The sequence below is a fragment of the Propioniciclava sp. genome, from assembly GCF_047602245.1.
Lineage (GTDB): Bacteria > Actinomycetota > Actinomycetes > Propionibacteriales > Propionibacteriaceae > Propioniciclava.
On the sequence record NZ_JASGHT010000001.1, the window covers coordinates 953,975 to 977,646 of the forward strand.

22 protein-coding genes and 1 riboswitch are annotated in these 23,672 nt (G+C 70.4%); of the genes, 8 read left to right on the forward strand and 14 right to left on the reverse strand.

The features are described from left to right. Positions 1-10 precede the first annotated feature (10 nt). Entirely contained in the window at positions 11-1,183 is a 1,173-nt protein-coding gene (locus tag QM708_RS04730; RefSeq protein WP_415111280.1) for a TM0106 family RecB-like putative nuclease, read from the forward strand. Positions 1,184-1,236: 53 nt separating this feature from the next. Here the strand turns inward: QM708_RS04730 and QM708_RS04735 are convergent, their stop codons facing one another. Both QM708_RS04735 and QM708_RS04740 read right to left on the reverse strand, forming a co-directional pair. Continuing rightward, on the reverse strand, positions 1,237-1,692 hold the full coding sequence (locus QM708_RS04735) for a hypothetical protein (protein WP_415104880.1): 456 nt from the start codon (positions 1,690-1,692) through the stop codon (positions 1,237-1,239). Then, positions 1,692-2,567, reverse strand: coding sequence for a 1,4-dihydroxy-2-naphthoate polyprenyltransferase (locus tag QM708_RS04740; RefSeq protein ID WP_415104882.1), 876 nt, complete (start codon positions 2,565-2,567; stop codon positions 1,692-1,694). The genes QM708_RS04735 and QM708_RS04740 overlap by 1 nt, the downstream gene beginning before the upstream one ends. Positions 2,568-2,651: 84 nt before the next feature. Here QM708_RS04740 and QM708_RS04745 point away from each other — a divergent pair, with 84 nt between their 5' ends. Both QM708_RS04745 and QM708_RS04750 read left to right on the forward strand, forming a co-directional pair. Further along, positions 2,652-2,906 (forward strand): PLD nuclease N-terminal domain-containing protein, encoded by a 255-nt coding sequence (locus tag QM708_RS04745; protein WP_415104884.1) that lies wholly within the window; start codon positions 2,652-2,654, stop codon positions 2,904-2,906. Then, positions 2,903-4,195 carry an MFS transporter gene (locus tag QM708_RS04750; protein WP_415104886.1) on the forward strand — a complete coding sequence of 431 codons (1,293 nt, stop codon included), beginning with the start codon at positions 2,903-2,905 and terminating at the stop codon, positions 4,193-4,195. Before QM708_RS04745 ends, QM708_RS04750 begins: the two co-directional genes overlap by 4 nt. Positions 4,196-4,201: 6 nt before the next feature. On the opposite strand, the gene QM708_RS04755 is transcribed toward QM708_RS04750, so the two are convergent. Both QM708_RS04755 and QM708_RS04760 read right to left on the reverse strand, forming a co-directional pair. Beyond that, a complete protein-coding gene (locus QM708_RS04755; protein WP_415104888.1) occupies positions 4,202-5,227 on the reverse strand; it encodes an ABC transporter substrate-binding protein in 1,026 nt (341 codons plus the stop codon). Positions 5,228-5,258: 31 nt separating this feature from the next. Then, a complete protein-coding gene (locus tag QM708_RS04760) occupies positions 5,259-6,065 on the reverse strand; it encodes an ABC transporter permease (RefSeq protein ID WP_415104890.1) in 807 nt (268 codons plus the stop codon). Positions 6,066-6,158: 93 nt separating this feature from the next. Beyond that, positions 6,159-6,290: riboswitch (FMN riboswitch) on the reverse strand. 139 nt (positions 6,291-6,429) lie between these two features. Here QM708_RS04760 and QM708_RS04765 point away from each other — a divergent pair. Next, the gene (locus tag QM708_RS04765) at positions 6,430-6,906 is read left to right on the forward strand and encodes a DUF2975 domain-containing protein (protein WP_415104892.1); all 477 of its coding nucleotides are present in this window, start codon (positions 6,430-6,432) and stop codon (positions 6,904-6,906) included. Then, the gene (locus tag QM708_RS04770) at positions 6,903-7,157 is read left to right on the forward strand and encodes a helix-turn-helix domain-containing protein (RefSeq protein ID WP_415111283.1); all 255 of its coding nucleotides are present in this window, start codon (positions 6,903-6,905) and stop codon (positions 7,155-7,157) included. Before QM708_RS04765 ends, QM708_RS04770 begins: the two co-directional genes overlap by 4 nt. On the opposite strand, the gene QM708_RS04775 is transcribed toward QM708_RS04770, so the two are convergent. The 5 genes from QM708_RS04775 to upp form a co-directional block, all read right to left on the reverse strand. Beyond that, complete coding sequence (locus QM708_RS04775) at positions 7,131-9,170, reverse strand: acyltransferase family protein (protein WP_415104894.1); 2,040 nt, start codon at positions 9,168-9,170, stop codon at positions 7,131-7,133. The two genes, QM708_RS04770 and QM708_RS04775, sit on opposite strands and share 27 nt — an antisense overlap. Before the next feature lie 166 nt (positions 9,171-9,336). Then, the gene (locus QM708_RS04780; RefSeq protein ID WP_415104896.1) at positions 9,337-10,857 is read right to left on the reverse strand and encodes an aldehyde dehydrogenase family protein; all 1,521 of its coding nucleotides are present in this window, start codon (positions 10,855-10,857) and stop codon (positions 9,337-9,339) included. Next, the gene (locus tag QM708_RS04785; RefSeq protein WP_415104898.1) at positions 10,857-12,257 is read right to left on the reverse strand and encodes a 2-oxoadipate dioxygenase/decarboxylase family protein; all 1,401 of its coding nucleotides are present in this window, start codon (positions 12,255-12,257) and stop codon (positions 10,857-10,859) included. The genes QM708_RS04780 and QM708_RS04785 overlap by 1 nt, the downstream gene beginning before the upstream one ends. Before the next feature lie 24 nt (positions 12,258-12,281). Then, complete coding sequence (gene lat, locus QM708_RS04790) at positions 12,282-13,607, reverse strand: L-lysine 6-transaminase (protein ID WP_415104900.1); 1,326 nt, start codon at positions 13,605-13,607, stop codon at positions 12,282-12,284. A 122-nt stretch (positions 13,608-13,729) separates the two neighbouring features. Beyond that, positions 13,730-14,371: a uracil phosphoribosyltransferase gene (upp, locus tag QM708_RS04795; RefSeq protein ID WP_415104902.1), complete on the reverse strand. Its 642-nt coding sequence runs from the start codon at positions 14,369-14,371 to the stop codon at positions 13,730-13,732. A 106-nt stretch (positions 14,372-14,477) separates the two neighbouring features. On the opposite strand from upp, the gene QM708_RS04800 reads away from it, so the two are divergent. Then, positions 14,478-15,296, forward strand: coding sequence for a DeoR/GlpR family DNA-binding transcription regulator (locus tag QM708_RS04800; RefSeq protein WP_415104904.1), 819 nt, complete (start codon positions 14,478-14,480; stop codon positions 15,294-15,296). 95 nt (positions 15,297-15,391) lie between these two features. On the opposite strand, the gene QM708_RS04805 is transcribed toward QM708_RS04800, so the two are convergent. From QM708_RS04805 to QM708_RS04820, 4 genes are all read right to left on the reverse strand, one after another. Next, positions 15,392-16,912 (reverse strand): FGGY-family carbohydrate kinase, encoded by a 1,521-nt coding sequence (locus tag QM708_RS04805; protein WP_415104906.1) that lies wholly within the window; start codon positions 16,910-16,912, stop codon positions 15,392-15,394. Between the two features lie 79 nt (positions 16,913-16,991). Next, positions 16,992-18,326 (reverse strand): GntP family permease, encoded by a 1,335-nt coding sequence (locus QM708_RS04810; RefSeq protein ID WP_415104908.1) that lies wholly within the window; start codon positions 18,324-18,326, stop codon positions 16,992-16,994. A 151-nt stretch (positions 18,327-18,477) separates the two neighbouring features. Continuing rightward, complete coding sequence (locus QM708_RS04815; protein ID WP_415104910.1) at positions 18,478-19,302, reverse strand: class II fructose-bisphosphate aldolase; 825 nt, start codon at positions 19,300-19,302, stop codon at positions 18,478-18,480. A gap of 16 nt (positions 19,303-19,318) precedes the next feature. Next, positions 19,319-20,419, reverse strand: coding sequence for a 2-hydroxyacid dehydrogenase (locus QM708_RS04820; RefSeq protein ID WP_415104912.1), 1,101 nt, complete (start codon positions 20,417-20,419; stop codon positions 19,319-19,321). A 156-nt stretch (positions 20,420-20,575) separates the two neighbouring features. On the opposite strand from QM708_RS04820, the gene QM708_RS04825 reads away from it, so the two are divergent. Together QM708_RS04825 and QM708_RS04830 are read left to right on the forward strand one after the other, a co-directional pair. Beyond that, on the forward strand, positions 20,576-21,715 hold the full coding sequence (locus QM708_RS04825) for a sensor histidine kinase (protein WP_415104914.1): 1,140 nt from the start codon (positions 20,576-20,578) through the stop codon (positions 21,713-21,715). Then, a complete protein-coding gene (locus tag QM708_RS04830; protein WP_415104916.1) occupies positions 21,712-22,356 on the forward strand; it encodes a response regulator transcription factor in 645 nt (214 codons plus the stop codon). The genes QM708_RS04825 and QM708_RS04830 overlap by 4 nt, the downstream gene beginning before the upstream one ends. A 30-nt stretch (positions 22,357-22,386) precedes the next feature. Here the strand turns inward: QM708_RS04830 and QM708_RS04835 are convergent, their stop codons facing one another. Next, positions 22,387-23,595, reverse strand: a complete 1,209-nt coding sequence (locus QM708_RS04835) for an MFS transporter (RefSeq protein ID WP_415104918.1) — start codon at positions 23,593-23,595, stop codon at positions 22,387-22,389. Between the last annotated feature and the right edge of the window lie 77 nt (positions 23,596-23,672).

Genomic DNA, 23,672 nt, shown 5'->3' on the forward strand with positions numbered 1-23,672 from the left:
CTACTGGCGGATGCTGCAGGCGTGCGGCTACGCGGCGCCGCTGCCGTGGGCGGGTCTGATCGGGGTCGACCGGCTCAACACCGCCCCGTCCGGCCGCCGCGCGAAGGTCGAGCCCGTGATCGCCTGGCTCGACCTCGACCAGCCCCGCGTCCCGCCGAACCCGCGCACCGTGCCGGTGCCTGCCGAAGCCGCGCCGATCTCGGCGCTGGCCCGCTACGACGCCGAGCATCGCTACCGCGTCGACATCGCCCGCGCCGCCCGCGCGGGCATACCGCCGCAGACGCTGATCACCCCCGTCATCTCGGCCGAATGCCGCGGCTGCGTGTGGCAGCAGCACTGCCAGGCCCAGCTGGATCCCGACGACCTTTCGCTGCGGATCACCAAGGCTCCGCTGGACGTGCACGAACTGCGCGCCCTGCGCGAGTTCGGCATCACCACGGTGGCTCAGCTGGCGGCGTCCGACCTACCCTCGCTCACCGAGCGCTTCCTGCGGCGCACCAGCCACCGCGACGGCGGTGAGGTGCGCCTGCAGCGCGCCCATCACCGCGCCCGGCTGCTCAGCGCCGGCATCGAGGTGGAGCGCCAGACCACCGGCCCTCTTCACCTGCCCCAGCACGACCTCGAGGTCGACATCGACATCGAGACCTCCGCCAGCGACCGGCTGTACCTGTGGGGTTTCCGGGTGCACGACCGCACCCGCGGGGAGTCCTTCACCCGTCAGTTCGGCGCGTTCACCGATCTGGACGCCGCCGGCGAGGCCGCGCTCGCGGTCGAGGCGCTGCGCTGGCTGCGCGGACTGGTCGACGGCCGGGACGCGGCCGCCTATCACTACTCCGACTACGAGACCATCCGGCTGGCCCGGCTCGCCCCCAAGCTGGGCGAACTCGGCACCTGGGCGACCACCTGGGCCTCGGCGCATTTCGTGGACCTGTTCCCGATGATGCGCGCCCACTTCTTCGGCGCCAACGGGCTCGGCCTGAAGGCCGTGGTCACGGCCGTGACCGGCTTCGCCTGGCGCGACGAGGATCCCGGCGGGCTCAACTCGCTGAGCTGGTTCGCCGAGGCGGTCGGCGACCCTGATCCCGAGGCGCGCGCCCGGGCCCGCGTCCGCGTGCTGGAATACAACGAGGACGACGTGCTCGCCACCTGGCATCTGCGCCGCTGGCTGCGTTCGCTGACCTGAGCCGGCCCCGGTGCGCCTCGGCGCCTCCGGCCCCCGGTGAGCTACCGGCCGCCTCAGGCCCCCGGCAGGTCGCGGTCGTCGCCGCGGACGCCGACGGCGTCCAGGCCCGCCTCGCGGGCCACCTTCTCGGCGAGCCGTCGCGCCAGGCCGTTCGTGCCACCGAACCAGCCCAGGCCGTCGAGAGGCACCTCTTCGACCAGGCGTCCGGCGTGCATCGTGATCACCGGCATGCACACCAGCCCGGGGGCGAGGTCGACCGCGTCCACCTGATCCCAGCGCACGTGGCCGCGGCGCGGTAGCCGCAGGCCGGTCTCGTCGTAGGGCACCCGCAACGAACGGGCCAGCCATCCGGTGCCGAGCGCCCCGGCGACGGCGGCGCCGCCGATCACCCAGCCCGTCGGCGCGGGCGCCGCGGTGAGAGCGAAGACGGCCAAAGCCACCCAGCCGGCGGACACCACCCAGCTGATCACCGCCATCGGCCCGGTGAAGGCTCCCGAGCTGGAGGCCATCAGCCGATCACCGCCCCGAGGGCCAATCCGGCGGCGGCGGCCAGTTCCGCCAGCCCGGTCCACTTCAGCGCGACGATCAGCGCCCGCCCCTGGGCGCCGCCGAGCACCGCGCGCAGCGGCGCGAGCGCGAGCGCGAAGCCGAGCAGGCCCAGCAGCAGCCACCACGAGGTGAGCGCGGCCACCGCCACGACGGCCACCCCGCCCAGCGCGATCAGGCCGGCGTACAGCATCCGGGTGCCCTGGTCGCCCAGCCGGACGGCGAGGGTCCGTTTGCCGGCAACCTCGTCGCCGGCGCGGTCGCGCAGATTGTTCGCCACCAGCACCGCGGACGCCAGCGCTCCCGCGAACACGCCGGCGGCGATCGAGGCCGGCGGGGCGGTCAGGGTCTGCACGAACGTGGTGCCCACCACGGCGACCAGACCGAAGAACACGAAGACGAACACCTCGCCCAGCCCCGCATACCCGTAGGGACGGCGCCCGCCGGTGTAGTACCAGGCGGCGAGGATGCAGGCGACGCCGACGGCGAGCAACCACCACTGCGCGGTCACCACCACCAGGGCGAGACCGGCCAGCGCGGCGACGCCGAAACTGGCGAAGGCGGCCGCCTTGACCGCGCGCGGGCTCGCCGCGCCCGAACCGACCAGGCGCATCGGGCCGACCCGGTCGGCGTCGGTGCCGCGCACACCGTCGGAATAGTCATTGGCGTAGTTGACGCCCACCTGCAGCGCGAGGGCGACCACCAGCGCGAGCAGGGCGCGTCCGGGCACGAAGGAGCCTTCATGGCCGGCGATCGCGCTGCCGGCCAGCACCGGCGCGAGGGCCGCGGGCAGGGTCCGCAGCCGTGCACCCTCGACCCAGTCAGAGGCTGTCGCCACCGCCCACCCCGCTTCTCTTGCTCGTCGGCCCGCCCTGAGGCCGAGCCCATTCTCCCACGCCAGGCAGGGGGTAGATTGGACGTCATGCCCCGAGTCCTGGCCGTCCTCATCCTCGTCGCGATCATCGTGTACGCGCTGGTGGACGCCTCCCAGGCCAGTCCCGGCCGCGTCCGGCTGATGCCGCGCTGGCTGTGGATCGTCGCCATCGTCCTGCTGCCCGGGATCGGCGCGCTCGGCTGGTTCGCACTCGGCCGCCCTCGGGGCCAAGGACCGTCCGAGGGCGGGCCTCGCCGCACCATCGCCCCCGACGACGACCCGGACTTCCTGCGCAGACTGTGAGGCGCACCTTCGCCTCGCTGGCCGTCGGGAACTACCGCCGCTGGTTCCTCGGTGGGCTGACCTCCAATATCGGCACCTGGATGATGCGCACGGCGCTGAGCTGGCTGGTGCTGGTCGAACTCACCCCGGGGAATATGAGCGCGCTCGGGCTCGTCACCGGCCTGCAGTTCGTGCCGTCGCTGCTGCTGTCGGTGTGGGCCGGCACGCTCGCCGACCGGTTCTCCAAGCGGCGCATCATGGCGTTCACCCAGACCATGCAGCTGCTCGACTCGTTGGTGCTCGGCCTGCTCGTGGTCAGCGGTCACGCACAGCTGTGGCATGTGTTCGCGATCGCTCTGCTCGACGGCACCGCGACCGCGATCGACGCCCCCGCCCGGCAGGCGTTCGCCTCCGAACTGGTCGAGCCCGAGATGCTCGGCAATGCGATCAGTCTCAACTCGACCTCGTTCAACGGGGCGCGGCTGGTCGGTCCCGGGCTGGGCGGCATCCTGATCGCCGCCGCCGGATCGACCGGCCCGGTCTTCCTGCTCAACGCGGTCAGCTTCATCGTGCTGCTGGTCATGCTGGCGCGCATGGACGCCGGCGCGCTGCATCGCTCGCCGCGGGTGCCGCGGGGCAAGGGCCACCTGACCGAGGGCATCCGCTACGTCGCGTCACGACCGGACCTGAAACTGCTGCTCGCGGTCGGTTTCGTGATGGGCAACTTCGGCTTCAACTTCGCGATCACCAACCCGATCATGACCACCGCCGTCTTCTCGCGCGGCGCCACCGAACTGGGCCTGGTCGGCACCCTGATGGGACTGGGGGCACTGGCGGGAGCGCTGACCGCCGCCTCACGGCGGCGGCCACGGCTGCGCTACCTGCTCGCCGCCCAGGCGGGCTTCTCGGCGTTCTCGCTGGCCTCGGCGCTGGCGCCGTCGTTCTGGGTGTTCGCGCTGCTGATGATCCCGATCGGGTTCTGCGCGATCACCACCCTGGTCACCGCCAACACCCTGGTGCAATCATCGCTCGACGCGGCCGTCCGCGGACGGGTGATGGCCTTGTGGGCGCTGCTGATCATGGGCGGCACCCCCATCGTCGGCCCGCTCGTCGGCTGGATCGGTGAGGTCGCCGGCCCCCGGATGACCGTGATGGTCGGCGTGATCGGCGTCGGCGCCATGGCCGTCGCCTCCACCTGGTGGGTGATGCGCAGCGACCACCTCAAGGTCCGGATGGCCTGGGAGGGCGCCCGCCCGCACTGGGTGGTCATCCGGGAACTCGACGAGGACGTCGACGACCCGCACCGGTGAGGCCGCTCAGCCGGCGATGACCTGGTTCGTCATCGCCTCGGCCGGATCGACCGGGCTGGCGATCAGGCCCTTGTCCAGCATGAAGTCGGTCATCGCCTTCCATGCCTCGGGGTCCAGATCACCGCTGACCTCGCCGTCGGCGTTCGTCCACAGCGGGATGGTCGCCTCGAGGGTCGCCTGGGCGGATTCCTTGGCCTTCTCGTCCGCCAGACCGCCCGGAATATGCCGGGCGGAGGCGGTCAGCGCAAGGTCGGGATTCTTCACCGTGCGCTCGATGCCGGCCACCATCGCCTTCGCGACGGCCGCCGCCTCGGCCGGCTGCGCGCGCAGATGCTCGTGGGTGGTGACCAGCACCACGCTGACCAGCGGCACCTCGCCGTCGGAGGTCAGCGGCACGTCGCGGGTGAGGATGTCGGACAGGGCGAACTGCACCGAGTCGTTGTTGGAGAAGCCGACGACCGCGTCCACCCGGCCGGTGGGCAGCGCGACCTGAGCGGTGTACTGGATCTCGACCACCTCGATATCGGACTCGGTCATTCCCGCGTCGGCGAGGGCTGCCTGCAGCGCGAACCAGGACGCCCCGTAGCGGCCCGGCACGCCGACCTTCTTCCCGCGCAGGTCGGCGGCCGACTGCACCGGGGAGTCCTCCGGCACGATGATGACCACCGGGTAGCGCTGGTAGTACTGGGCGATGCCGACCAGGTCCATGCCCTGGGAGCGCGCCTGGACGAGTTCGTCGCCGGCGGCGATCACGTACTGCTCCTGGCCTGCGGCCAGCGCGGTGAACAGCCCCTCCTGGGCCCCATGGTGGCGCAGCGTGGCGGCTACCTGGTGCTCGGCGAACGCGCCCTCAGCCTCGGCAACATAGAAGGGCGCGAACTGCACATTCGGGATGTAGGTCAACCCGAGGGTCGGGGTGAACAGGATGTTTGCCGACGACGGAACCACCGTGGGCGACGGCGTGCCACTGCAGCCGGTGACGAGCAGCGCGAGCATCGCCACGGCCGCGATCAGGCGACGGATACGGGACATCGGATGGTTCCTTTCGATGGAAAACAGGAAGTCAGCGGTCGGAACGGCGCAAGGCCGCCAGGGTCGGGGAACGGCGCTCGACGAGATAGACCAGGCCGTAGAGCCCGGACGCCAGCGCGCACAGCACGGCGATGGTCGCGAACATGCCGGCGGTGTCGACGGCGTCACGCTGGACGGTGAGCAACTGCCCCAGCCCGGCGCCACCCATCACCATCTCGCCGACGACCGCGCCGGTGACCGACAACGCGAAGCCGTTGCGCAGGCCGGCCAGGACGTTCGGCAGCGCCAGCGGCAGTTCGATGAAGGCCAGCAGCGCGAGGCGTCCGGCACCGTCCATCCGGGCGGCGTCCACCACGTCGGGATCGACGTGGCGCAGGCCCACCACCGAACTGACCAGGATGGGGAAGAACACCATCAGCGCGCACAGCAGCACGATGGGGCCGAGCCCGTAGCCCACCCAGATCGCCAGCAGTGGGGCGATCGCGATCGCCGGGATCGCCTGGGTGGCGCCGAGGAAGGGCGTGATCGCGGCCGACAGGAACCGGCTGCGGTGGATGCCGATCGCCATCGGCAGGGCGACGGCCACCCCCAGCGCGCAGCCACCGAGCGCGGCGGCGAAGGTGGTGCTGACGTACGGCCAGAATCCGGGGTTGGCCAGGGACGATGCGAGGCGTCCGGCGACCGCGGCCGGTGACGGCATCAGGTAGGGCGGCGGTGCGGCCAGCGCCACGAAGAGCGCCCAGCCGAGCAGGAGCGCCGCGCCGAACAGCCAGGGCGCGGCGGCGAGCAGGCCGGTCGGCCGCGGACGCCGATGCGTCCGGCGACTGCTGCCGCTCATCATCCCTCCCCCGTGCGCGGTGCGCCGGGGTATGGGTGCGGGAGGTCACGCGTGAGACGGCTCCGCGCGGATGCGCGAACACGCCGATCACGTCATCGTGCTGCCTCCCATCCGGACTTTCACCGTCGGTCCCGGAATTTCACCGAATCAACCGTTGGCCTTGCGGCCAGCGGGTCGCGGACTGTCACCGCCGGTTCGGAATTGCACCGACCCCGGAGCACGTATGTGTTCTGGCGCCCAGCCTACCCCAGCCCCGAGGCCTTCAGGGCCGGACCAACGACCCGATCCCGACGCCGCACGGGCTTGCCAAACCCACGCCTCCCGACTATCGTTTTTCGATATATCGAACAACGATAGGTTGGCCATGCGGAAGATGACGAGCGTCGGCGTGAAGATCGCCCTCGCGTTGCTGGTGGGATTCACCGTCCTGATCGAGGCGCTGTTCGTGCCGCTCGGCATCGAGCAGATCACACAGGTCTACCCCGAAACCGGGAGGGTCGCCGTCCCCGCGTTCGTCTGGGCGGTGCTCACCCTCGCCTGCGCGCAGGCCATCCTGGTGATCCTGTGGCGGCTGACCGCGCTCGCCTCCGGCGACGGCATCTTCACCGAGACGGCCTTCACCTGGGTGCGGGCCATGATCGGTTTCGCCTACGCCATGGCCGCACTGCTGGCCGCGGCCTGGCTCGCGCTCGCCGCGCTGACGTGGACGCCGCCGCTGGTGATGTACGGCCTGCTGGGCGCCGGCCTGCTCGCGGTCGCCTTCGCTCTCGTGGTGGCCGTCATGCTCGGGCTGCTGCGCCGCGCGACCGCCCTCGCCACCGAGATGGCCCAGGTGGTCTGATGATCGAGGTCGACCTCGACGTGCACCTGGCCCGCACCGGCATGACCGTCGCCGAACTGGCGTCCGCCATCGGCATCACGCCGGCCAACGTGTTCGTGCTGAAGAACGGCCGCGCGAAGGCCGTCCGGTTCACCACCCTGGACGCCCTGTGTCGCGTCCTCGGCTGCCAGCCCGGGGACCTCCTCCGGTACACCGACGATACGGACGCCGTCCAGGAGGAGGACCTACCAGCGCCAGCCAGCCGCGCGTAGCTCCTCGTCCAGGATCGGCGCGAGCGTGCGCGCGTAGGTGGCGGTGAGATGGTTGGGGTCGAGGTAGACGAACACGTTGCCGATCAGCGGGACGCACTGCCCCTCGGGGCAGATCCACGGAGTGAGATCGACCGCGCGGAAGGCCCCGCGGCCGGTCGCGGACTTCACCAGGGCATTGTTGGGCTGCTTGGGGTCGAATATCTTCGCGGCGGGAACCGCGCACGCGGACTCGCCGCGGTCCAGAAGGCAGGCGACCGGCGAGGACGCGAACCGCGGCTGGTCGCGCAGGCCGATGACGTCGATCCCCTCGGCCGTGAGCTGTCCGACCATGTCGCTCACGCCGCCCAGCACGGCTTCGGGCCCACTCTTGGGAATGAACGTGGTCGTGCTGATCAGCGCGCGCGGGCGCACCTGGCGCACATAGTCGACGACGGCGCGATTCCAGTCACGGCAGAACTCGGGGACCCCCTCGAAGCCGAGCGGGCATCCGCCCTTGAGCAGGGTGACCAGGGTGTAGCCACGCTGCTCGGCCAGCGGGCGTACGGCCGCGGCCAACTGCTGCATCCGCGAATTGCCGACGACGACGAGCAGCTTGCCCGGCTCACCTTCGGCGGATTGCTCGCAGGCCTCGGCGAGGCCGCGGTCGGCCGGCACGAAGCGCCCGGTGCAGGGGCGGTCGGCCGGCGTCCAGTCGTCCTCGAGCTCGGTGACCAGCGGCAGCGGTTCGGCGTCGGGATCCACCGGGCGCAACTCCGGGTTGAGCAACACGGCCGCGCCCGGATTGTTCTCCGCGGCGCCGGCGATGATCGCCGCCGCCCGCGCATCGAGGGAAGCCTGGGCGCCGAACACCGGCAGCACCACCAGCAGCAGGCAGGCACCGATCACCACCAGCCCGCGCGCCGCCTTGGGCGCGAAGGCCGCCGCGCGGCGAATGGGCGCGTCCACGTTCTTGGTCAGCACCCAGGCCAGCCGCAGCGACAGTGCCAGGATCACCACTCCCTCGAGCGGGCCCGCGACCGGCCGGTCCTGAATGACCAGCAGGGTGACCAGGATCGGCCAATGCACCAGGTAGAGCGCATACGACATGTCGCCGAGCCGGTCGAGGATCGGCGAGGACAACCAGTGGTCGACACCCCAGCGCTTCCCGGTGCGCCCGGCGGCGATGATCAGGCAGGCGGCCCCCAGCGGCCACAGCGCGATCCAGCCGGGGAAGGAGCGTTCCACCTCGATCAGGAAACCGCACGACAGCAGTGCGATCATGCCCACCCAGCCGAGTACGGCCCGGACGCCGGCATACCGGCCGGGAGCCCGTAGCGGCCCGAACACGAAGCGGGCCTCGATGCGGGGCAGATGGACGGCGAGCAGCGAGCCCAGCGCGAACTCCCACAACCGCGCGAAGGTGTCGAAGTAGGCGAACGCCTGGAGGTTCGCCGTCGACCAGACCGACCAGGCCAGCGACGCGGCGAAGACCGTGCCGAAGACGAGGGTGAGCGCGCGCCGCACCCGCCAGCCGCCCCTGCGGACCAGCCGGCCGGCCAGCAGGAACAGCAGCGGCCACAGCAGGAACACCTGTCCCTGCACCGACAGCGACCAGAAGTGCTGCAGCGGGCTCGCTTCGGCCTTGTTGCCGGCGTAGTAGTCGACGGCGGACGCCGCCAGGTGCCAGTTCTCGGCGTAGAACACGGTGGCCAACGCCTGAGTGAGGATCTCGCGCCACCGGAAGGCCGGGAAGAAGAGGTACATCAGCACCAAGGTGCCGAGGATGGTGATCACCGCGGGCGGCAGCAGCCGCTTGAACGCCTTGACCCAGTAGCCGCCGACGCGTAGCGGACGCCCCCGCTCCAGCCGGTCGGCGAACGAGGTGGTCATCAGGAACGACGAGATGAGCAGGAAGACGTCGACGCCCCCGCTGACCCGGCCGAAGTAGACGTGGTAGACCACGACCATGCCGATCGCGACCGCGCGCAGGCCGTTGAGTTCGGCTCGATACCCGGGCCTGCGAGAATTGACCACCGGCCGTCCCTTGCGCCGGGGGGCGGGACTAGGCGCTACAGCGCCCCGTTCGGGCGTCGAAGCAAGGGTGGACGTCATCGTTCTCCTCCCCGCGTCCGGCCGGCCGCGAAGACGGTAACAAACGCGCCCAGTGAGGACGGGGCGACACCCCGGACGATGCGTCAGCTCAGCCGAAATCCACCTTTTGGGCCAATTGGACCGATCCGGAGTAGTTGATCGTGTTGGTCGCGCGGCGCATATAGGCGCGCCAGGCGTCCGACCCGGATTCGCGTCCGCCGCCGGTCTCCTTCTCTCCGCCGAACGCCCCGCCGATCTCCGCCCCCGAGGTGCCCACGTTGACGTTGGCGATGCCGGTGTCGGCGCCCTCGGGCCCCAGATACTTCTCGGCCTCCAGCACATCGGAGGTGAACAGTCCGCTCGACAGGCCTTGCGGGACGGCGTTGTGCAGGGCCAGCGCCTCGTCGAAGCCGTCGTAGACGAGCGCGTACAGCACCGGTGCGAAGGTCTCGGTGAGCACGACGCCGTCTTGGGCGGGCATCCGGACCAGCGCCGGGCGCACCCAGTGACCGCCCATGCCGGTGTCGATCCGCTCCCCACCGGTGATCACCTCGCCGCCCTGGGCGCGGGCCGCGGCGAGGGCGTCCTGCATCGCGGCGAAGGAGCGAGCGTCGATCAGCGGGCCGAGCAGGACGCCGCCGGCGAACGGGTCGCCCGCCACCAGCGAATCGAAGGCGCGCGCGACGCGTCCGATCACCTCATCGGCGATGTCGCGGTGCACGATCAGGCGGCGGGTGGAGGTACAGCGCTGCCCGGCGGTGCCCGCGGCGCCGAAGACGATCGAACTGACCGCCTGGTCCAGGCGGGCGCTGGGGGTGACGATGACCGCGTTGTTGCCGCCCAACTCCAGCAGCGAGCGGCCGAAGCGCGCCGCCACCCGGGGGCCGACCTCACGGCCCATCCGGGTCGATCCGGTCGCCGACACCAAGGCCACCCGCGGGTCGTCGACGAGCACCGCGCCCGCTTCGCGCCCGCACACCACCAGTTCGTGCACGCTCGCCGGCGCGCCCGTCTCGGCGATGGCGCGGCGCAGCAGCGCGTCGCAGCCGAGCGCGCACAGCGAGGTCAGCTCCGACGGCTTCCACACCACGGTGTCGCCGCAGACCAGCGCGATCGCGGTATTCCACGACCAGACCGCAACCGGGAAGTTGAACGCCGAGATCACCCCGACCACGCCCAGCGGCTGCCAGGTCTCCTGCAGCCGGTGACCCACCCGCTCCGAGGGCATGGTGCGCCCGTACAGCTGGCGGGACAGCCCGACCGCGAAGTCGCAGATGTCGACCATCTCCTGCACCTCGCCGAGCGCCTCGGCGTGGATCTTGCCGGCCTCGATGGTGACCAGCGTCGCCAACTGCTCGGCGTGTTCGCCGATCAGCTCGCCGAGGCGCTTGACCAGCGCGCCGCGCACCGGCGCCGGCGTCACCCGCCACGCCCCGAAGGCCTCCTGCGCGCGCGCGATCGCCTCGCGCACCTGGTCAGCGCTATGGGCCCGGACGCCGCACAGCTCGGCATCGGTCAGCGGCGAGCGGGCGCGGACCGCGCCGTCGTCGTCGCACCAGCGGGCGCGGTCGACGCCGAGGGCGTCCAGAGCCTCACAGACCAGCTCGATCAGTTGTCCGGTGGTCTTCATCAACGCTCCCCTGCTGCCGTATGCCGTATTTCGATGCCCAGAGCGGACGCCGCGGCGTCCAGCGAGGCCTGCCGTTGCGCCGCGTACAGCGCCATCGGATCGTGCACGGTGCGCCCCATCGCCGCGGCCAGCCAGTCCTCGTCGCGGTGCGACCCCGCCCGGGAGACGTCGCGGCTGCCGGCCGAATCCAGGTTGGAGGCGAAGATCCCCGCCGCCGAGCGCGGCAGGAAGTCCTCGTACACGATGGGGGTGGCCACCAGCCAACCTCCCGCGACCAGCGAGACCAGGTCGCTGGGCGGTTCGCCGCCCGGGCGGACGGACGCGGCCTGGTAGCTGAACCAGGCCAGTCCCGCCTGGGCGAGCGCCGATTCGGAGGCCGGCAGGTGGGCACGCCAGACGTCCTTCTTGACGGCGTCCTTCTGCTCGGGCGAGACCCCCGCCGCGCGCGCGTCGACCTCGGCGATCATCCGGTCGTACAGGTCGCGGCCGGCCGGGGTGAGCGCGATGCCGCGCTGCTCCACCTCGCCGAACCGGACGCTGAGCGTCCCGTCGGCCACCGACCCGTCGGGCTCGCGGAACCGGCGCCGCTCGGCGAGCGCCTTGAACGAGGTCTGCCGCAGCAGCACGTCGGGCCCCTCCCAGGCGGGCGGGCCCTGGATCTCGTCGATCATCACGATGCCCTGGGCGCTCATCCGCGCGTACAGGTCGTCGATGTCGAGCACCCGCGGGGTGAGGTGGTTGATGTGGGTGCGCGGGACGCCGCCGATGTCGGCGGCCACCCCCGAGATCGCCGCGAGCTGGGTGTACCAGGCCCGGTCGACCGGCTCGGCGGTGAGTTCGAAGCAGGCGGTGGCGGCGCGCAGGAATTCCTCGGCGTCGGCGTCCGGCAGGCCGCCCTCGGCCTCGGCGCGCGCGGCGAGCGCGACCACGTCGTCGCCGAACAGTTCGCGGCCGGCCAGGAAGGCGTCCAGTTCGGCCTGCAAGGCGGCGTCGAAGTAGCGGCGGTCGTCGGTGACCAGCACCGAGGTGAACACCCGGAACGGGTTGATCGCCAGCGCCTCGGGGGTGGTGGGCCGGAAGGCGGTCGAGACGATCGGCAGCGAGGTGGCCTCGTCGCCGCGCAGGTCGTAGAAGCCGACCGGCTCCATGCCGAGCGCGGCGAAGATCTGCGCCACCCGGGCGAGTTCGCGGGCGGTGCCGACCCGGATCGCGCCGTGCCGCTCGGCGGTGACCCGGTCGATCCGGCCCAGCCGTTCGGCGGTGTCGGGGTGGGCGGCGACGTAGTCGGCGTTCACCGCGGTCGAGGTGTCGACCAGGGTGGTGTAGGCGGGCACCTCGCGGCCGTACATCGCCGAGAGCGAGCGGGCGAACGCGGCCCGCAACTGGTGGGTGTCGTACATCGGTCCTCCTGGCGGGTCAGCGGGTCAGCGGGCGAGCGCGGTCAGCACGCGGTCGAGGGCGTCCAGCGCGTGGTCGAGGACGCCGCGGGTCACGGTCAGCGGCGGGCGCAGCCGCAGCGAGCGGACGCCGCAGCCGAGCATCAGCACATGCTCGTCGGTGGCGAGCCGGCGGATCGCCTCGTCGCGCACCGCCCGCTCGGGCAGGGAGATCGCGCACATCAGGCCGATGCCGCGCGGGTTGGTGACGATCGGGTGCCGATGGCTGAGTTCTTCGAGGCGTCCGAGCAGGTAGCCGCCCTCACGGCGGGCGTTGCCGATCAGGTCGTCGGCCTCGATGATCTCCAGGATCCGGCGCGACCGCACCATGTCGGTCAGGTTGCCGCCCCAGGTCGAGTTGATCCGGCTCGGCGTCTCGAAGACGTTGCCGCGCACCTCGTCCACGCGCCCGCCGGCGGTCAGGCCGCACACCTGCAGTTTCTTGCCGAAGGCCATCACGTCGGGCGCGACGCCGTAGTGCTGCCAGGCCCACGGCGTCCCGGTCATCCCGCCGCCGGTCTGCACCTCATCAAGAATGAACAGCGCATCGTGGTGGTGGCACAGTTCCTTCATCGCCGCCAGGAAACTCGCCCGGAACCGGTGATCGCCACCTTCACCCTGGATCGGCTCCATGATGAACGCCGCGATGTCGTGCGGATGCGCCTCGAAGGCGGCTTCAGCCTGGGCGAGGGCGGACGCCTCGACGGCGTCCATATCGCGCTCGGAGGCCCAGAACGGCGATTCGATCCGTGGCCAGTCGAACTTCGGGAAGCGGTCGGTCTTGTTCGGGTCGGTGTTGGTCAGGCTCATCGTGTAGCCCGACCGGCCGTGGAAGGCGTCGGTCAGGTGCATGATCCGGGTGCCGAGCGCCGGCGAGCGGCCCTGGGACTCGTTGAGCCGCGACTTCCAGTCGAAGGCGGTCTTGAGGGTGTTCTCCACCGCCAGGGCGCCGCCCTCGATGAAGAAGTAGTGCGGCATCGCCTCATCGCCCAACACCTGGGCGAAGGTCTGCACGAAGCGGGCGAGCGCGACGGTGTAGATGTCGGAGTTGCTGGGTTTGTTGAGCGCGGCTTCGAGCAGTTCGGCTTTGAACACCTCGTCCTCGGTGAGCCCGGGGTGGTTCATCCCGAGCGCGTTGCTGGCGAAGAAGGTGAACATGTCGCAGAACTCGGTTCCGGACGCTTCGTCGACCAGCGTGGTCCCGTGTGAGCGGGCGAGGTCGAGGACGAGCGGAAGCCCGTCCAGCAACAGGTGACGGCCCAGGACCTCCTGGACCTGATCGGCCGTGACCGCCCGGCCGGTAGCGGTGCTCATCGCTCCCATTCGCCGATGCTAGCCGGGTTTCGCCGAAGAATCTATGCCTCTTTCCGCCAATAGGCGAAAGATTCTCCGCCGGCGCTGCGCGATCCCCGGCCCCGACGGGAGGCCGCCGGGGCCTAGTGCGCGACCCCGTAGAGCCGGTCCCCGGCGTCACCGAGGCCCGGCATGATGTAGCCGTGCTCGTTCAGCCGCTCCTCGACCGAGGCGACCACCAGGTCGCAGCGGATGCCGAGCTTGTCGGTCAGTTCACGCATATAGGCGATCCCCTCGGGGGCGGCCAGGATGCAGATGCAGACGATGTGGTCGGCACCCCGCGCGGCCAGGAACTCCACCGCGCCGCCGAGCGATCCGCCGGTGGCCAGCATCGGGTCCAGCACGTAGCACTGGCGTCCGGACAGGTCGGCCGGCAGCCGCTCGGCATACGTCATCGGCTGCAGCGTCTCTTCGTCGCGGATCATGCCCAGGAAGCCCACCTCGGCGCTGGGCACCAGCTGCATCATGCCCTCCAGCATCGCCAGGCCGGCGCGCAGGATCGGCACCACCAGCGGACGGGGGCGGCTGAGCGCCACCCCGGTGGTCGTGGTCAGCGGGGTGGTCACCTCGCACGGGGTCACCCGCACGTCGCGGGTCGCCTCGTAACTGAGCAGGTTCACCAGCTCACTGGTGAGGGCACGAAAGGTCGGAGAGTCGGTGTTCGCGTCGCGCAACAGGGTGATCTTGTGCGCGATCAGCGGATGATCAGGTGCATGCAGGTCCACGCCTGACACCTTCGCACACCGTTGATTCGATCACCACCGATCACCGACACTAGGCTGGCGTTGCGTGACCAGCGTAATCAGCCGGCTTGTCAGGGAATGAGGAGCGATGACGCCACACGACGAGTCGGGCACCCCCCATCCCCGCCGCGGCACCCGGGAACGCCGGCTGCGGATGGCCCAGTTGGTGGCCGAACAGGGCAGCCCGATCTCGCTGCACGAACTCCAGGACCGTTTCGATGTCTCCGAAGCGACGCTGCGGCGTGACCTGGCCGCCTTGTCGAAGGACGGCAAGCTCGTCCGCGTCTACGGCGGCGTCGCCCCGGGGCGTCCGGCCGAGACCACCTGGCGGGAGAAAGCGGCCGCCCACGCCGACTCGAAGATGCGGATCGCCCAGTTCGTCGCGAGCGAGCTGATCTCCCCGGGCGACGTGGTGTTCATCGACTCGGGCACCACCCCCGCCGCCGTCGCGCGCCAGCTGGCCCACCGCGAGGACGTCACGGTCGTGGTCGCCGGCCTGGCCGCCCTGCTCGAGCTGGCCGACGGCGCACCCAACGTGATCGTGCTCGGCGGGCGGTTCCGGCGCCGCAGCGCCAGCTTCCTGGGCCAGGCGGCCGACCTGCTGCTCGATATGGTCTCCCCCGATGTCGCGATCCTCGGCACCGACATGCTCGACCCCCACCTGGGCGCCAACTATCCCGAGCTGGGCCAGGCCATCTTCAAGGCCCGGGTGATCGGCCGGTCCACGACGAGCTGGTTCGTCGGTGACGAGTCGAAGATCGGCCACCCGCCGCCGTTCCGGCACTGGACGCCGATCAAGGCGCCGGCCGGGATCGTCACGGTCCGGCCGTCCCATCAGGCGGGCCTGGACGCGATCGAGGCATTCCGGGGCGCCGGCGTCGGAGTGCACGTCGTGGCACCACAGTGAGCCGTGGCAGCGGAGTGAGCCGGGGCCTGCGGGCATGACGAGGGGGCCGTGCTGTCGCCCGCACGGCCCCTCGTTTTCTTCAGCGGATCGGCTCGTCAGGCTCCGAGCGCCGCGCTGAAGGTCTCATAGATCCCCTGCTCGTCGAGCACCCGGTAGAGCGTGCGCCGGCGCTCGGTGACCTGTTCGTAGATCACGTGCGCCTCCGGGTCCGGGGCATAGGTCACGCTCTCCTGGGGTGCCACCTCGGCGAAGGCGGCCTCGTAGGAGTCGACCTGGCCCAGCGTCACCATCGCCGACATGACCGCGCCCAGCGAGGACGCCTCGGCGTTCTCGTGCCGGACGACGTTGCGGTGCAGCGCGTCCGCCTGGATCTGGTTGAACGTGTCCGAGCGGGCCATCCCGCCGGCCACGCTGAGGGTATCGATCCGGCCGATCAGGCCCTCCATCAGGCGCAGGTTCTCAGTGAGCTCCAGGGCGACGCCCTCAAGGATGGCGCGCGCCATGTCGCCGCGGGTGGTGCCGATCGAGAGGTTGAAGAACACACCCTTGGCCAGCGAGTTCCAGTTCGGCGCCGCGCTGCCCTCGAAGTGGGGCAGCATGACGACGCCGTTGGCGCCCACCGGGGACGACGAGGCGGCCTTGTCCAGCTCCGGGTAGGAGGTGGCGCTCTCGCCGCCGAGCAGCTCGCGGAACCAGCGCAGGATCGCGCCGGAGTTGAAGATGCCCGCCTCGGTGATCCACTTGCCGGGGATCGCCGAGGCGCTGCACAGCACGCGCTGCTCGGGATGATGGACGGGGGCGTCCGCATGGGCGATCGCGAAGGAGCCCGTGCCGGTGTTGGCCTCGGCCTGGCCGGCCGCGAGCACGTTGAGCGCCAGCGCCGCGCACTGCTGGTCCCCGCCGCCGATGATGACCGGCAGGCCTTCGGGCAGGTTCACCGACTTGGCGATGCTGCGGCGCAGCCCGCCTTCGACGGACGTCCCCGGGGGCACCAGATCGGCCAGTTTGTTGACGTCGACCCCACTCGCCTCCAGCAGTTCCGGAGCCCAGGAGAAGGTGTTGATGTCCATCAGCATCGTGCGCGCCGCCTGCGTCCAGTCGGTCACGAAATGCCCGGTGAGCAGGTAGATGAGATAGTCCTGGACGCCGATCAGCTTCGCCGCGTCGCGATAGATGCCGGGCTCCTGCTGCGCGAACCACATCATCTTGGGTGCGGAGAAGTACGGGTTCGGGCGCAGGCCCGTCTTGCGGTAGAGGCCTTCGAAGGTGAGCGCGTCCACCAGTTGCTGCGTCTGCGGCAGGCTGCGCTTGTCCTGCCAGGTGACGGCGTGGTGCAGCGGATAGCCGGTCGAGTCGACCGGGATCACCGACGCCCGCTGCGAGGTGACCGCGATCGCGGCCAGCTCCAGCTTGTGCTCGAACACGTAGGAGCCGGCGCTACTCAGGATCGTCAGCAGACCGATCCGCCAGTCCGACGGGTTCTGCTCGACCAGGCCCGGCGGGCGGAAATTGGCGCTGTACTCGTAGGCGGCCTCGTGCAGGATCTTGCCCTGGGGTGTGTAGATGATGGCGCGAATGCTCATCGTGCCGGCATCGATGGTGAGGAAGTTGGTCATCGTTGACACCTCGTTCGTGTGAAGGAGAAAGGACGCGGGTGGACCCTGGGGGCGCTGGGCCCACCCGGAGGGGAGCCGGTCAGAAGACGAGGTCGAGCGCCAGCGTGCCGACGAGCGCCACGACGGAGGCGATCGTCGTGGAGGCCGTCCAGCTACGGAAGGTGTCGGTCAGCGTCATGCCGAAGTACTCCTTCACGATCCAGAAGCCGGAGTCGTTGACGTGCGACAGGCCGATGCCGCCGGCGCCGATGGCCAGGCAGAGGATCGCCGGGTTGGCGTCCGGAATGGTGGCCAGCAGGGGCAGGACGATGCCCGCCGAGGTGACCATGGCGACCGTGGTCGAACCGACGGCGAAGCGCATGATCAGGGCGATCAGCCAGGCCATGATGACCGGGTTCATGTGCAGGTCAGTGAGCACCTCGCCCAGCACCTTGCCGATGCCGCTGTCCTGCAGCACCTGGTTGAACGCGCCGCCGGCGCCGATGACGAGCAGGATGCTGGCGACCGGCTTGAAGCACTCCTCGGTGATCTTGCCCATCGCGTCCATGGTCATGCCGCGGGCCAGGCCGAGCGACCAGTACGAGAACAGCGCTGAGATCAGCAGGGCGGTGATCGGGTTGCCGAGGAAGGCCACCACCGGCATGAAGGAGGCTTCCTTCGGGAAGACCAACTCGAGGATCGTCTTGGCGACCATGATCAGCATCGGCAGCAGGATGGTGAACAGGGTGATGCCGAACTTGGGCAGCTTCTCCTCGGGGATGACCTCGTCGATGGTCAGGCTGGCCGGCGGGTTGGCGACGGCCTTCTTGGCGGCGATGCCACCGTAGATCGGGCCGGCGATGATGGCGGCCGGAAGGCCGGCGACCAGGCTCAGCACGATGACGGTGCCGATGTCGGCGCCCAGCTGGTTGACCACGGCGAGGGCGGCCGGGTGCGGCGGCACCATGGCGTGCACGGTGATCAGGGCGGCCACGACGGGGACGCCGATCTTCACCAGCGACATGCCGGTCTGCTTGGCGATCGAGAAGATGACCGGGATCAGCAGGACGAAGCCGACCTGGAAGAACACCGGGATGCCGCAGATGAAGGCGACGATCATCATCGCCCAGTGGGCGTTGCGCTCACCGAACGACTTGATCAGCGTCTGCGCCAGGCGCTGGGCGCCGCCGGAGATCTCGAGCATCTTGCCCAGAATCGTGCCCAGGCCCAGCACGGTGGCCAGGAAGCCCAGCGTGCCACCCATGCCGTTCTGGAAGGAGACGGCCACCTTGTCCAGCGGCATGCCCGCGGCGATGCCGAGGGCCAGGCCCGAGATGGTGAGGGCGACGAAGGCCTGCAGTTTGACCTTCATGATGAGGAAGACGATGAGGGCGATCGCGGCGATCAGGACCCCCAGGAGATAGACCACGCTCATGGCAATGGCACCTCTCTCAGCCGTAGCTGTGCAGAAGGAAGGGAAAAGGGTTGGTGTCTGGCCCGGCGCCGGGGTCGTCGATGACCCCGGCCTCCGGGTGTTCGGCGGACGATCCGCCGGACGGCGTTCAGCAGCGCCGCCGCTGCGGGGTTCAGCGGCTGAACTGCTGGATGTAGCCCGTCACCGACGCGGTGACGTAGTCGACGATGCGGCCGGAGATCACCGAGAGGTGAGGGGTGGATTCCGCCAGCGACTCCTTGAGCCGGGTGGCCGCATCGAGGGAGATCTCCGTGTTCACGTTGATCTTGGTGATGCCCCCGGCGATGCAGGCGGCGATCACGTCGTCCGGAGTGCCCGAACCGCCGTGCAGCACCATCGGAGTGTCGAGCTTCTCCCGAAGGCCGGCCAAGATGTCGAGGCGGATGTTCGGTTCGCCCTGGTAGGAGCCGTGCACCGTGCCGATCGACACCGCGAGGGCATCGCAGCCCGAGCGGGCGACGAAGCCGGACGCCTGGGCCGGATCGGTGTACACCTGCTGCTCGTTGTCCTCGCTTTCCTGGGAGTTGGCCCCGGACGCCAGCGAGCCGAGCTCGGCCTCGACGCTCACGCCGAGGGCGTGAGCCACCGTGACCACCGCGGCCGTGTTGGCCAGGTTCTCCTCCAACGGCAGCGCCGACCCGTCGTACATCACCGAGGTGAATCCGGCCTTGATGGCGCGGTAGACGTTGTCGAGCGACTTGCAGTGATCGAGGTGGATGGCGTACTCGACGTCCAGGTTGGCCGCCACCGTCTGGCAGATCGCCACGACGGTGCCGAAGCTCATGTTCTCCAGGTAGCGCTCGCCGAAGGCGACGATGACGGGCCGGCCCGTCGCCGCCCCCGCCTGCAGGACACCCCGAATGGTCTCGTAGCTGTAGACGTTGAAGTTGCCGACGGCGTACCGGTCGCGCTGTGCGCGCGCCAGCATCGCGGTCATATTGGTCAGCATCGCCTCAGCCCTGCTTGACCGACTCGAGCCACGCGGCGAAGCGGGGATCCTGCAGCACTTCGGGGTTCTTCAGGAAGCGGGGCTTGCCGCCGGTGAGCAGCGCGGCGATGTCGGCCATCAACAGGAACGGGGAGTTCGCCAGGGCATCCGCGGTGGTGCCGGCCAAGTGGGTGGTCAGCGTCACGTTGTCCAGGTCCAGGAACGGGTGGTCGGCGGGGATCGGCTCGGTGCTGAACACGTCGAGGGCGGCGCCGGCGATCTTGTTCTCGCGCAGGGCCTCGGCCAGGGCGGGCTCGTCGATCAGGCCGGCGCGGGCGGTGTTGACCAGGATCGCGGTCGGCTTCATCAGCGCGATCTGCTCCGCACCGATCATGCCCTTGTTGTCGTCGCTGAGGCGGGCGTGCAGCGACACGATGTCGGACTCGCTGAGCACCGTCTCCAGAGAGGCGGGCTCGACGCCGGCCTCGGTGAGCACCTCGGCGGCGGTGTAGGGGTCGTAGACCAGGACGCGGACGTCGAAGCCGGACAGCTTCTTGGCGACCAGCGAGCCGATGTAGCCGAAGCCGACCAGGCCGATGGTACGGCCGGAGATCTCGGGCACGATCGCCGAGTTGGAGAAGGTCTTGCGCCATTCACCGGTCTTGATGGCGTGGTGCGCGCGACCGATGTTGCGGGCCTCGGCCAGCATCATGCCGATGGCGAAGTCGGAGACGGCGTGCGCATTGCGGCCCATCACGTGGAAGACCGCGATGCCGCGCGAGGTCGCCTCGGCCACGTTCACGTTCTCGACGCCGGCGCGGGACACGCCCACGACGCGCAGGTTGGGCATGGCGTCCATCACCTTGCTGGAGACGGGCACGAACAGGCCGGCGAGCAGTTCGCCGTCGGCGCCGTCGGCGACGATCTGGTCCGGCACGGTCTCGTGCTCGGGTCCGGTCTTCTCGACCTCGAGGCGGCGGTACTGCAGCTTGCTCCAGTCGGGCTCCCATTCGCCCACGACCAGCGGCTCGCCGAAGGCGCCCAGATGCTTGCGCCAGGCCTGCTCGAAGCCCGGGGAAGGAATCATGGCGTCGCCCAGCAGGACGGCTTTGATTGATGCGGTCATCGTTGATCCTCTCAAGAGCTGGTCCACCCCGATCGGGAGCGGCTACCCCAAAGATGATCGAACCTGAGCAACTTGTCAAGCGCTTTCATGATCTTTTCGATCATGTCTTGCTCACATCTGGTCATCTTGTCGGTGCCGCTGGGTAGGGTCGTCGCCATGACGACCACCACCGCCGCAGGCCCCCAGGCGCCGAGCACGGTGCGGTGGGTGTCCCCGCTGCTCTACCTGGCGGCGATCGGCGTCCTCTACGTCAACAACCTTCCCCAGTTCATGCAGCACTGGCAGTGGGCGCTGCAGCTGGTGCTGGCGCCCTGCGTGATCGCCGCCGTCCTGCTGCGGGTCCGGTTCCCCTACGCGCTCGCGATCCTCGGCATCCTGGCGACCCTTGCTGGGACGACGTCGGTCTTCCTGGTCGGCATGATCAGCCTGGCGGTGCGCCGCACCGGGCCGCTGGTCTGGGTGGTCGCCGCCGCCGGGGGCGCGGTCGCCGCCGTCCAGCTGACCCTGCGCGACGCGTCCGGGAGCCCGCCCACCGCCGAGGTGCTGGCGTTCGCCCTGCTCGGCTTTTTCGTCTTCGGCCTGGCCCCCACCCTGGTCGGCCGCTACGTCCAGGCGCACCGCCGGCTCGAGGCGTCCGTCGCCGAGCGCGCCGTGCGCGCCGAACTCGACCGGGAACTCGCCTCGCGCCAGGCCGCGCAGAACGAGCGGGAGCGGATCGCCCGGGATATGCACGACTCGCTCGGGCACGTGCTCGCCCTGCTCACCATGCAGGCGGGCGCCCTCGAGATGAGCGCGAAGGACCCGGAGGTGGCGGCATCCGCCGAGGCGATCAGGGTGACCGCCCGGACCGGACTGGCCGACCTGCGCGCGGTGGTCCGGGCCCTCGGTGAGGACGATCGCCGCGACCCGGCCCCCGGCCTGGCCGCGATCCCGCAGCTGGTCGAGGCGAGCCGGAGCGCCGGTGCCACCGTCGGCTTCCTGCACGAGATCGACGAGCACGGCGCCCGGCTGCCGGCCTCGCTGGGGCGGGTGCTGTACACCCTCGTGCAGGAGGGCCTCACCAACGCGCACCGGCACGCGCCGGGGGTGGCCGTCGACATCGCGCTGTCCGGCCGTCCGGGCGACGGCGTCGAGGTGACCATCAGCAACCAGCTCGGGCCTGGCGGCGAGCGCGGCGCCGGCACCGGGCTCGACTCGCTGCGCAACCGCGTCCAACTGCTCGGCGGCGCCTTCGAGGCCCGCGCCACCCGCGGCCGCTTCGAACTGCACGCCCACCTGCCCTGGGAGGACTCATGATCCGTGTCGCCATCGTCGACGACGACGCCCTGGTGCGCGCCGTGCTCACCACGATCTTCTCCTCCGCCGACGACCTGATCGTGGTCGGCGAGGCCGAGGACGGCGCCGACGTGCCCGCCCTGGTCGCGCGCGAGCACCCCGACGTCGTCGTGATGGACATCCGGATGCCGAAAGTCGACGGCATCGAGGCCACCCGGCGGCTCGCGGACCACCCCGGCGTGCGGGTGCTGGTGCTGACCACCTTCCAGCTCGACGAGCACGTGTTCGCGGCCATTGAGGCCGGCGCGAGCGGGTTCCTGCTCAAGGACACCCCGCCCCGCGACCTGATCGAGGCGGTGCGCGTCGTCGCTGCCGGCGACGCGATGCTCAGCCCGTCACACACCCGCGCGCTCATCGAGCACTTCGCCGACTCGGGCCGCGACCGGCGCCGCGACGACGCCCGCGAGGCGCTCGACCGGCTCAGCCCGCGCGAGCAGGAGGTGGCCCGTGGCGTCGCGGAGGGGCTGTCGAACGCCGAGATCGGCGCGCAGCTGTTCTGCTCCGAGGCGACGGTGAAAACCCACCTCACCCGGGTGTTCGCCAAGATCGGCGACACCAACCGGGTCCGTTTGGCATTGCTGGTGAGGGACGCCGAGGGCTGAGGCGCCGGCCAGGTGACCGGCGCCCCTGGATCACTGCAATTCGGCGCCCTTGCGCTCCTCGATCAGGAACACGGTGACGACGATGTCGAGCAGGTAGATCGCGGCCAGCAGCGCGATCGCGCCCGGGAATCCGAGCGCCAGCGCCGCCGCGCCGACCACGATCGGGCCGAAGCCGCCGACGCCGCGTCCGATGTTGAACAGCACGTTCTGCGCGGTGGCGCGCGCCTGGGTCGGGTACAGCTCGGCCATCAGGGCGCCGTAGCCGCCCATCATGCCGTTGACGAAGACGCCCATCACCGCGCCGCCGATCAGCAGGGCGGTCGGGTCGCTGAGCTGGCTGTAGCCGAGCACGCTGGCCACCGCGCCGACCTGGAAGATGATCAGGATCGGGCGGCGTCCGTACCGGTCGGCGAGAGCGCCGAACACCCAGATGCCGGCGGCCATGCCGACGATCGTGACACCCGTCCACACCGCCGACTGGGTGAGACTCATCTCGTAGCGGGTGGCCAGGTAGCTGGGCAGCCAGATCATCACGCCGTAGTAGCCGAAGTTCTGCACGCTGGTCAGGGTGATCATCGCGATCGACGACTTGAACGCCTGCGGGGTGCTGAACAGCATCGCCAGCGGGGACGGTCCTTGGCGCTTGCCGGTGCGCGCGGCGATCTTCTTCTTGAACAGTTCCGGCTCATCGACACCGTGGCGGACGAACGCGGCGACGATCGCGGGCAACACGCCGATCAGGAACAGTCCGCGCCAGCCGATCAGCGGGATCGCGACCGCCGACACCACGGCGGCGAGCAGGACGCCCAGCTGCCAGCCGAGCGCCACATAGCTGGTGGCGCGGGCGCGCATCCTGGCCGGCCACGCCTCGGCGGCCAGCGTCATACCGACGCCGAACTCCGCACCCAGGCCGATGCCGGCGATGAACCGGAAGATCGCCAGCGACACGAAGTCGGGCGCCAGGCCGGTCAGGCCGGTGAACACCGCGAACACCACGATCGAGTAGGTGAGCACCCGGACGCGGCCGATGTAGTCCGACGCGATGCCGCCGACGAAGCCGCCGAGCACCGCACCCACCAGGGTGATGGTGGCCAGCGAGCCCGCCTGCACCGGGCTCAGGCCGAACTCGGCCGTGATCGCCGGAAGCGCGAAACCCAGGATGAGAAGGTCGAATCCGTCCATGGCGTATCCGACGATGGACGCTCCGATCGCCTTCCAGGCGTAAGCGTCAGGTTTCACGGGGGCTGATGGCGCGCTCGTGGGCGCCGGGTGGTGAGTCATGCCGGTTGTCTTCCTCGTCTGATCAATGCCGCTGC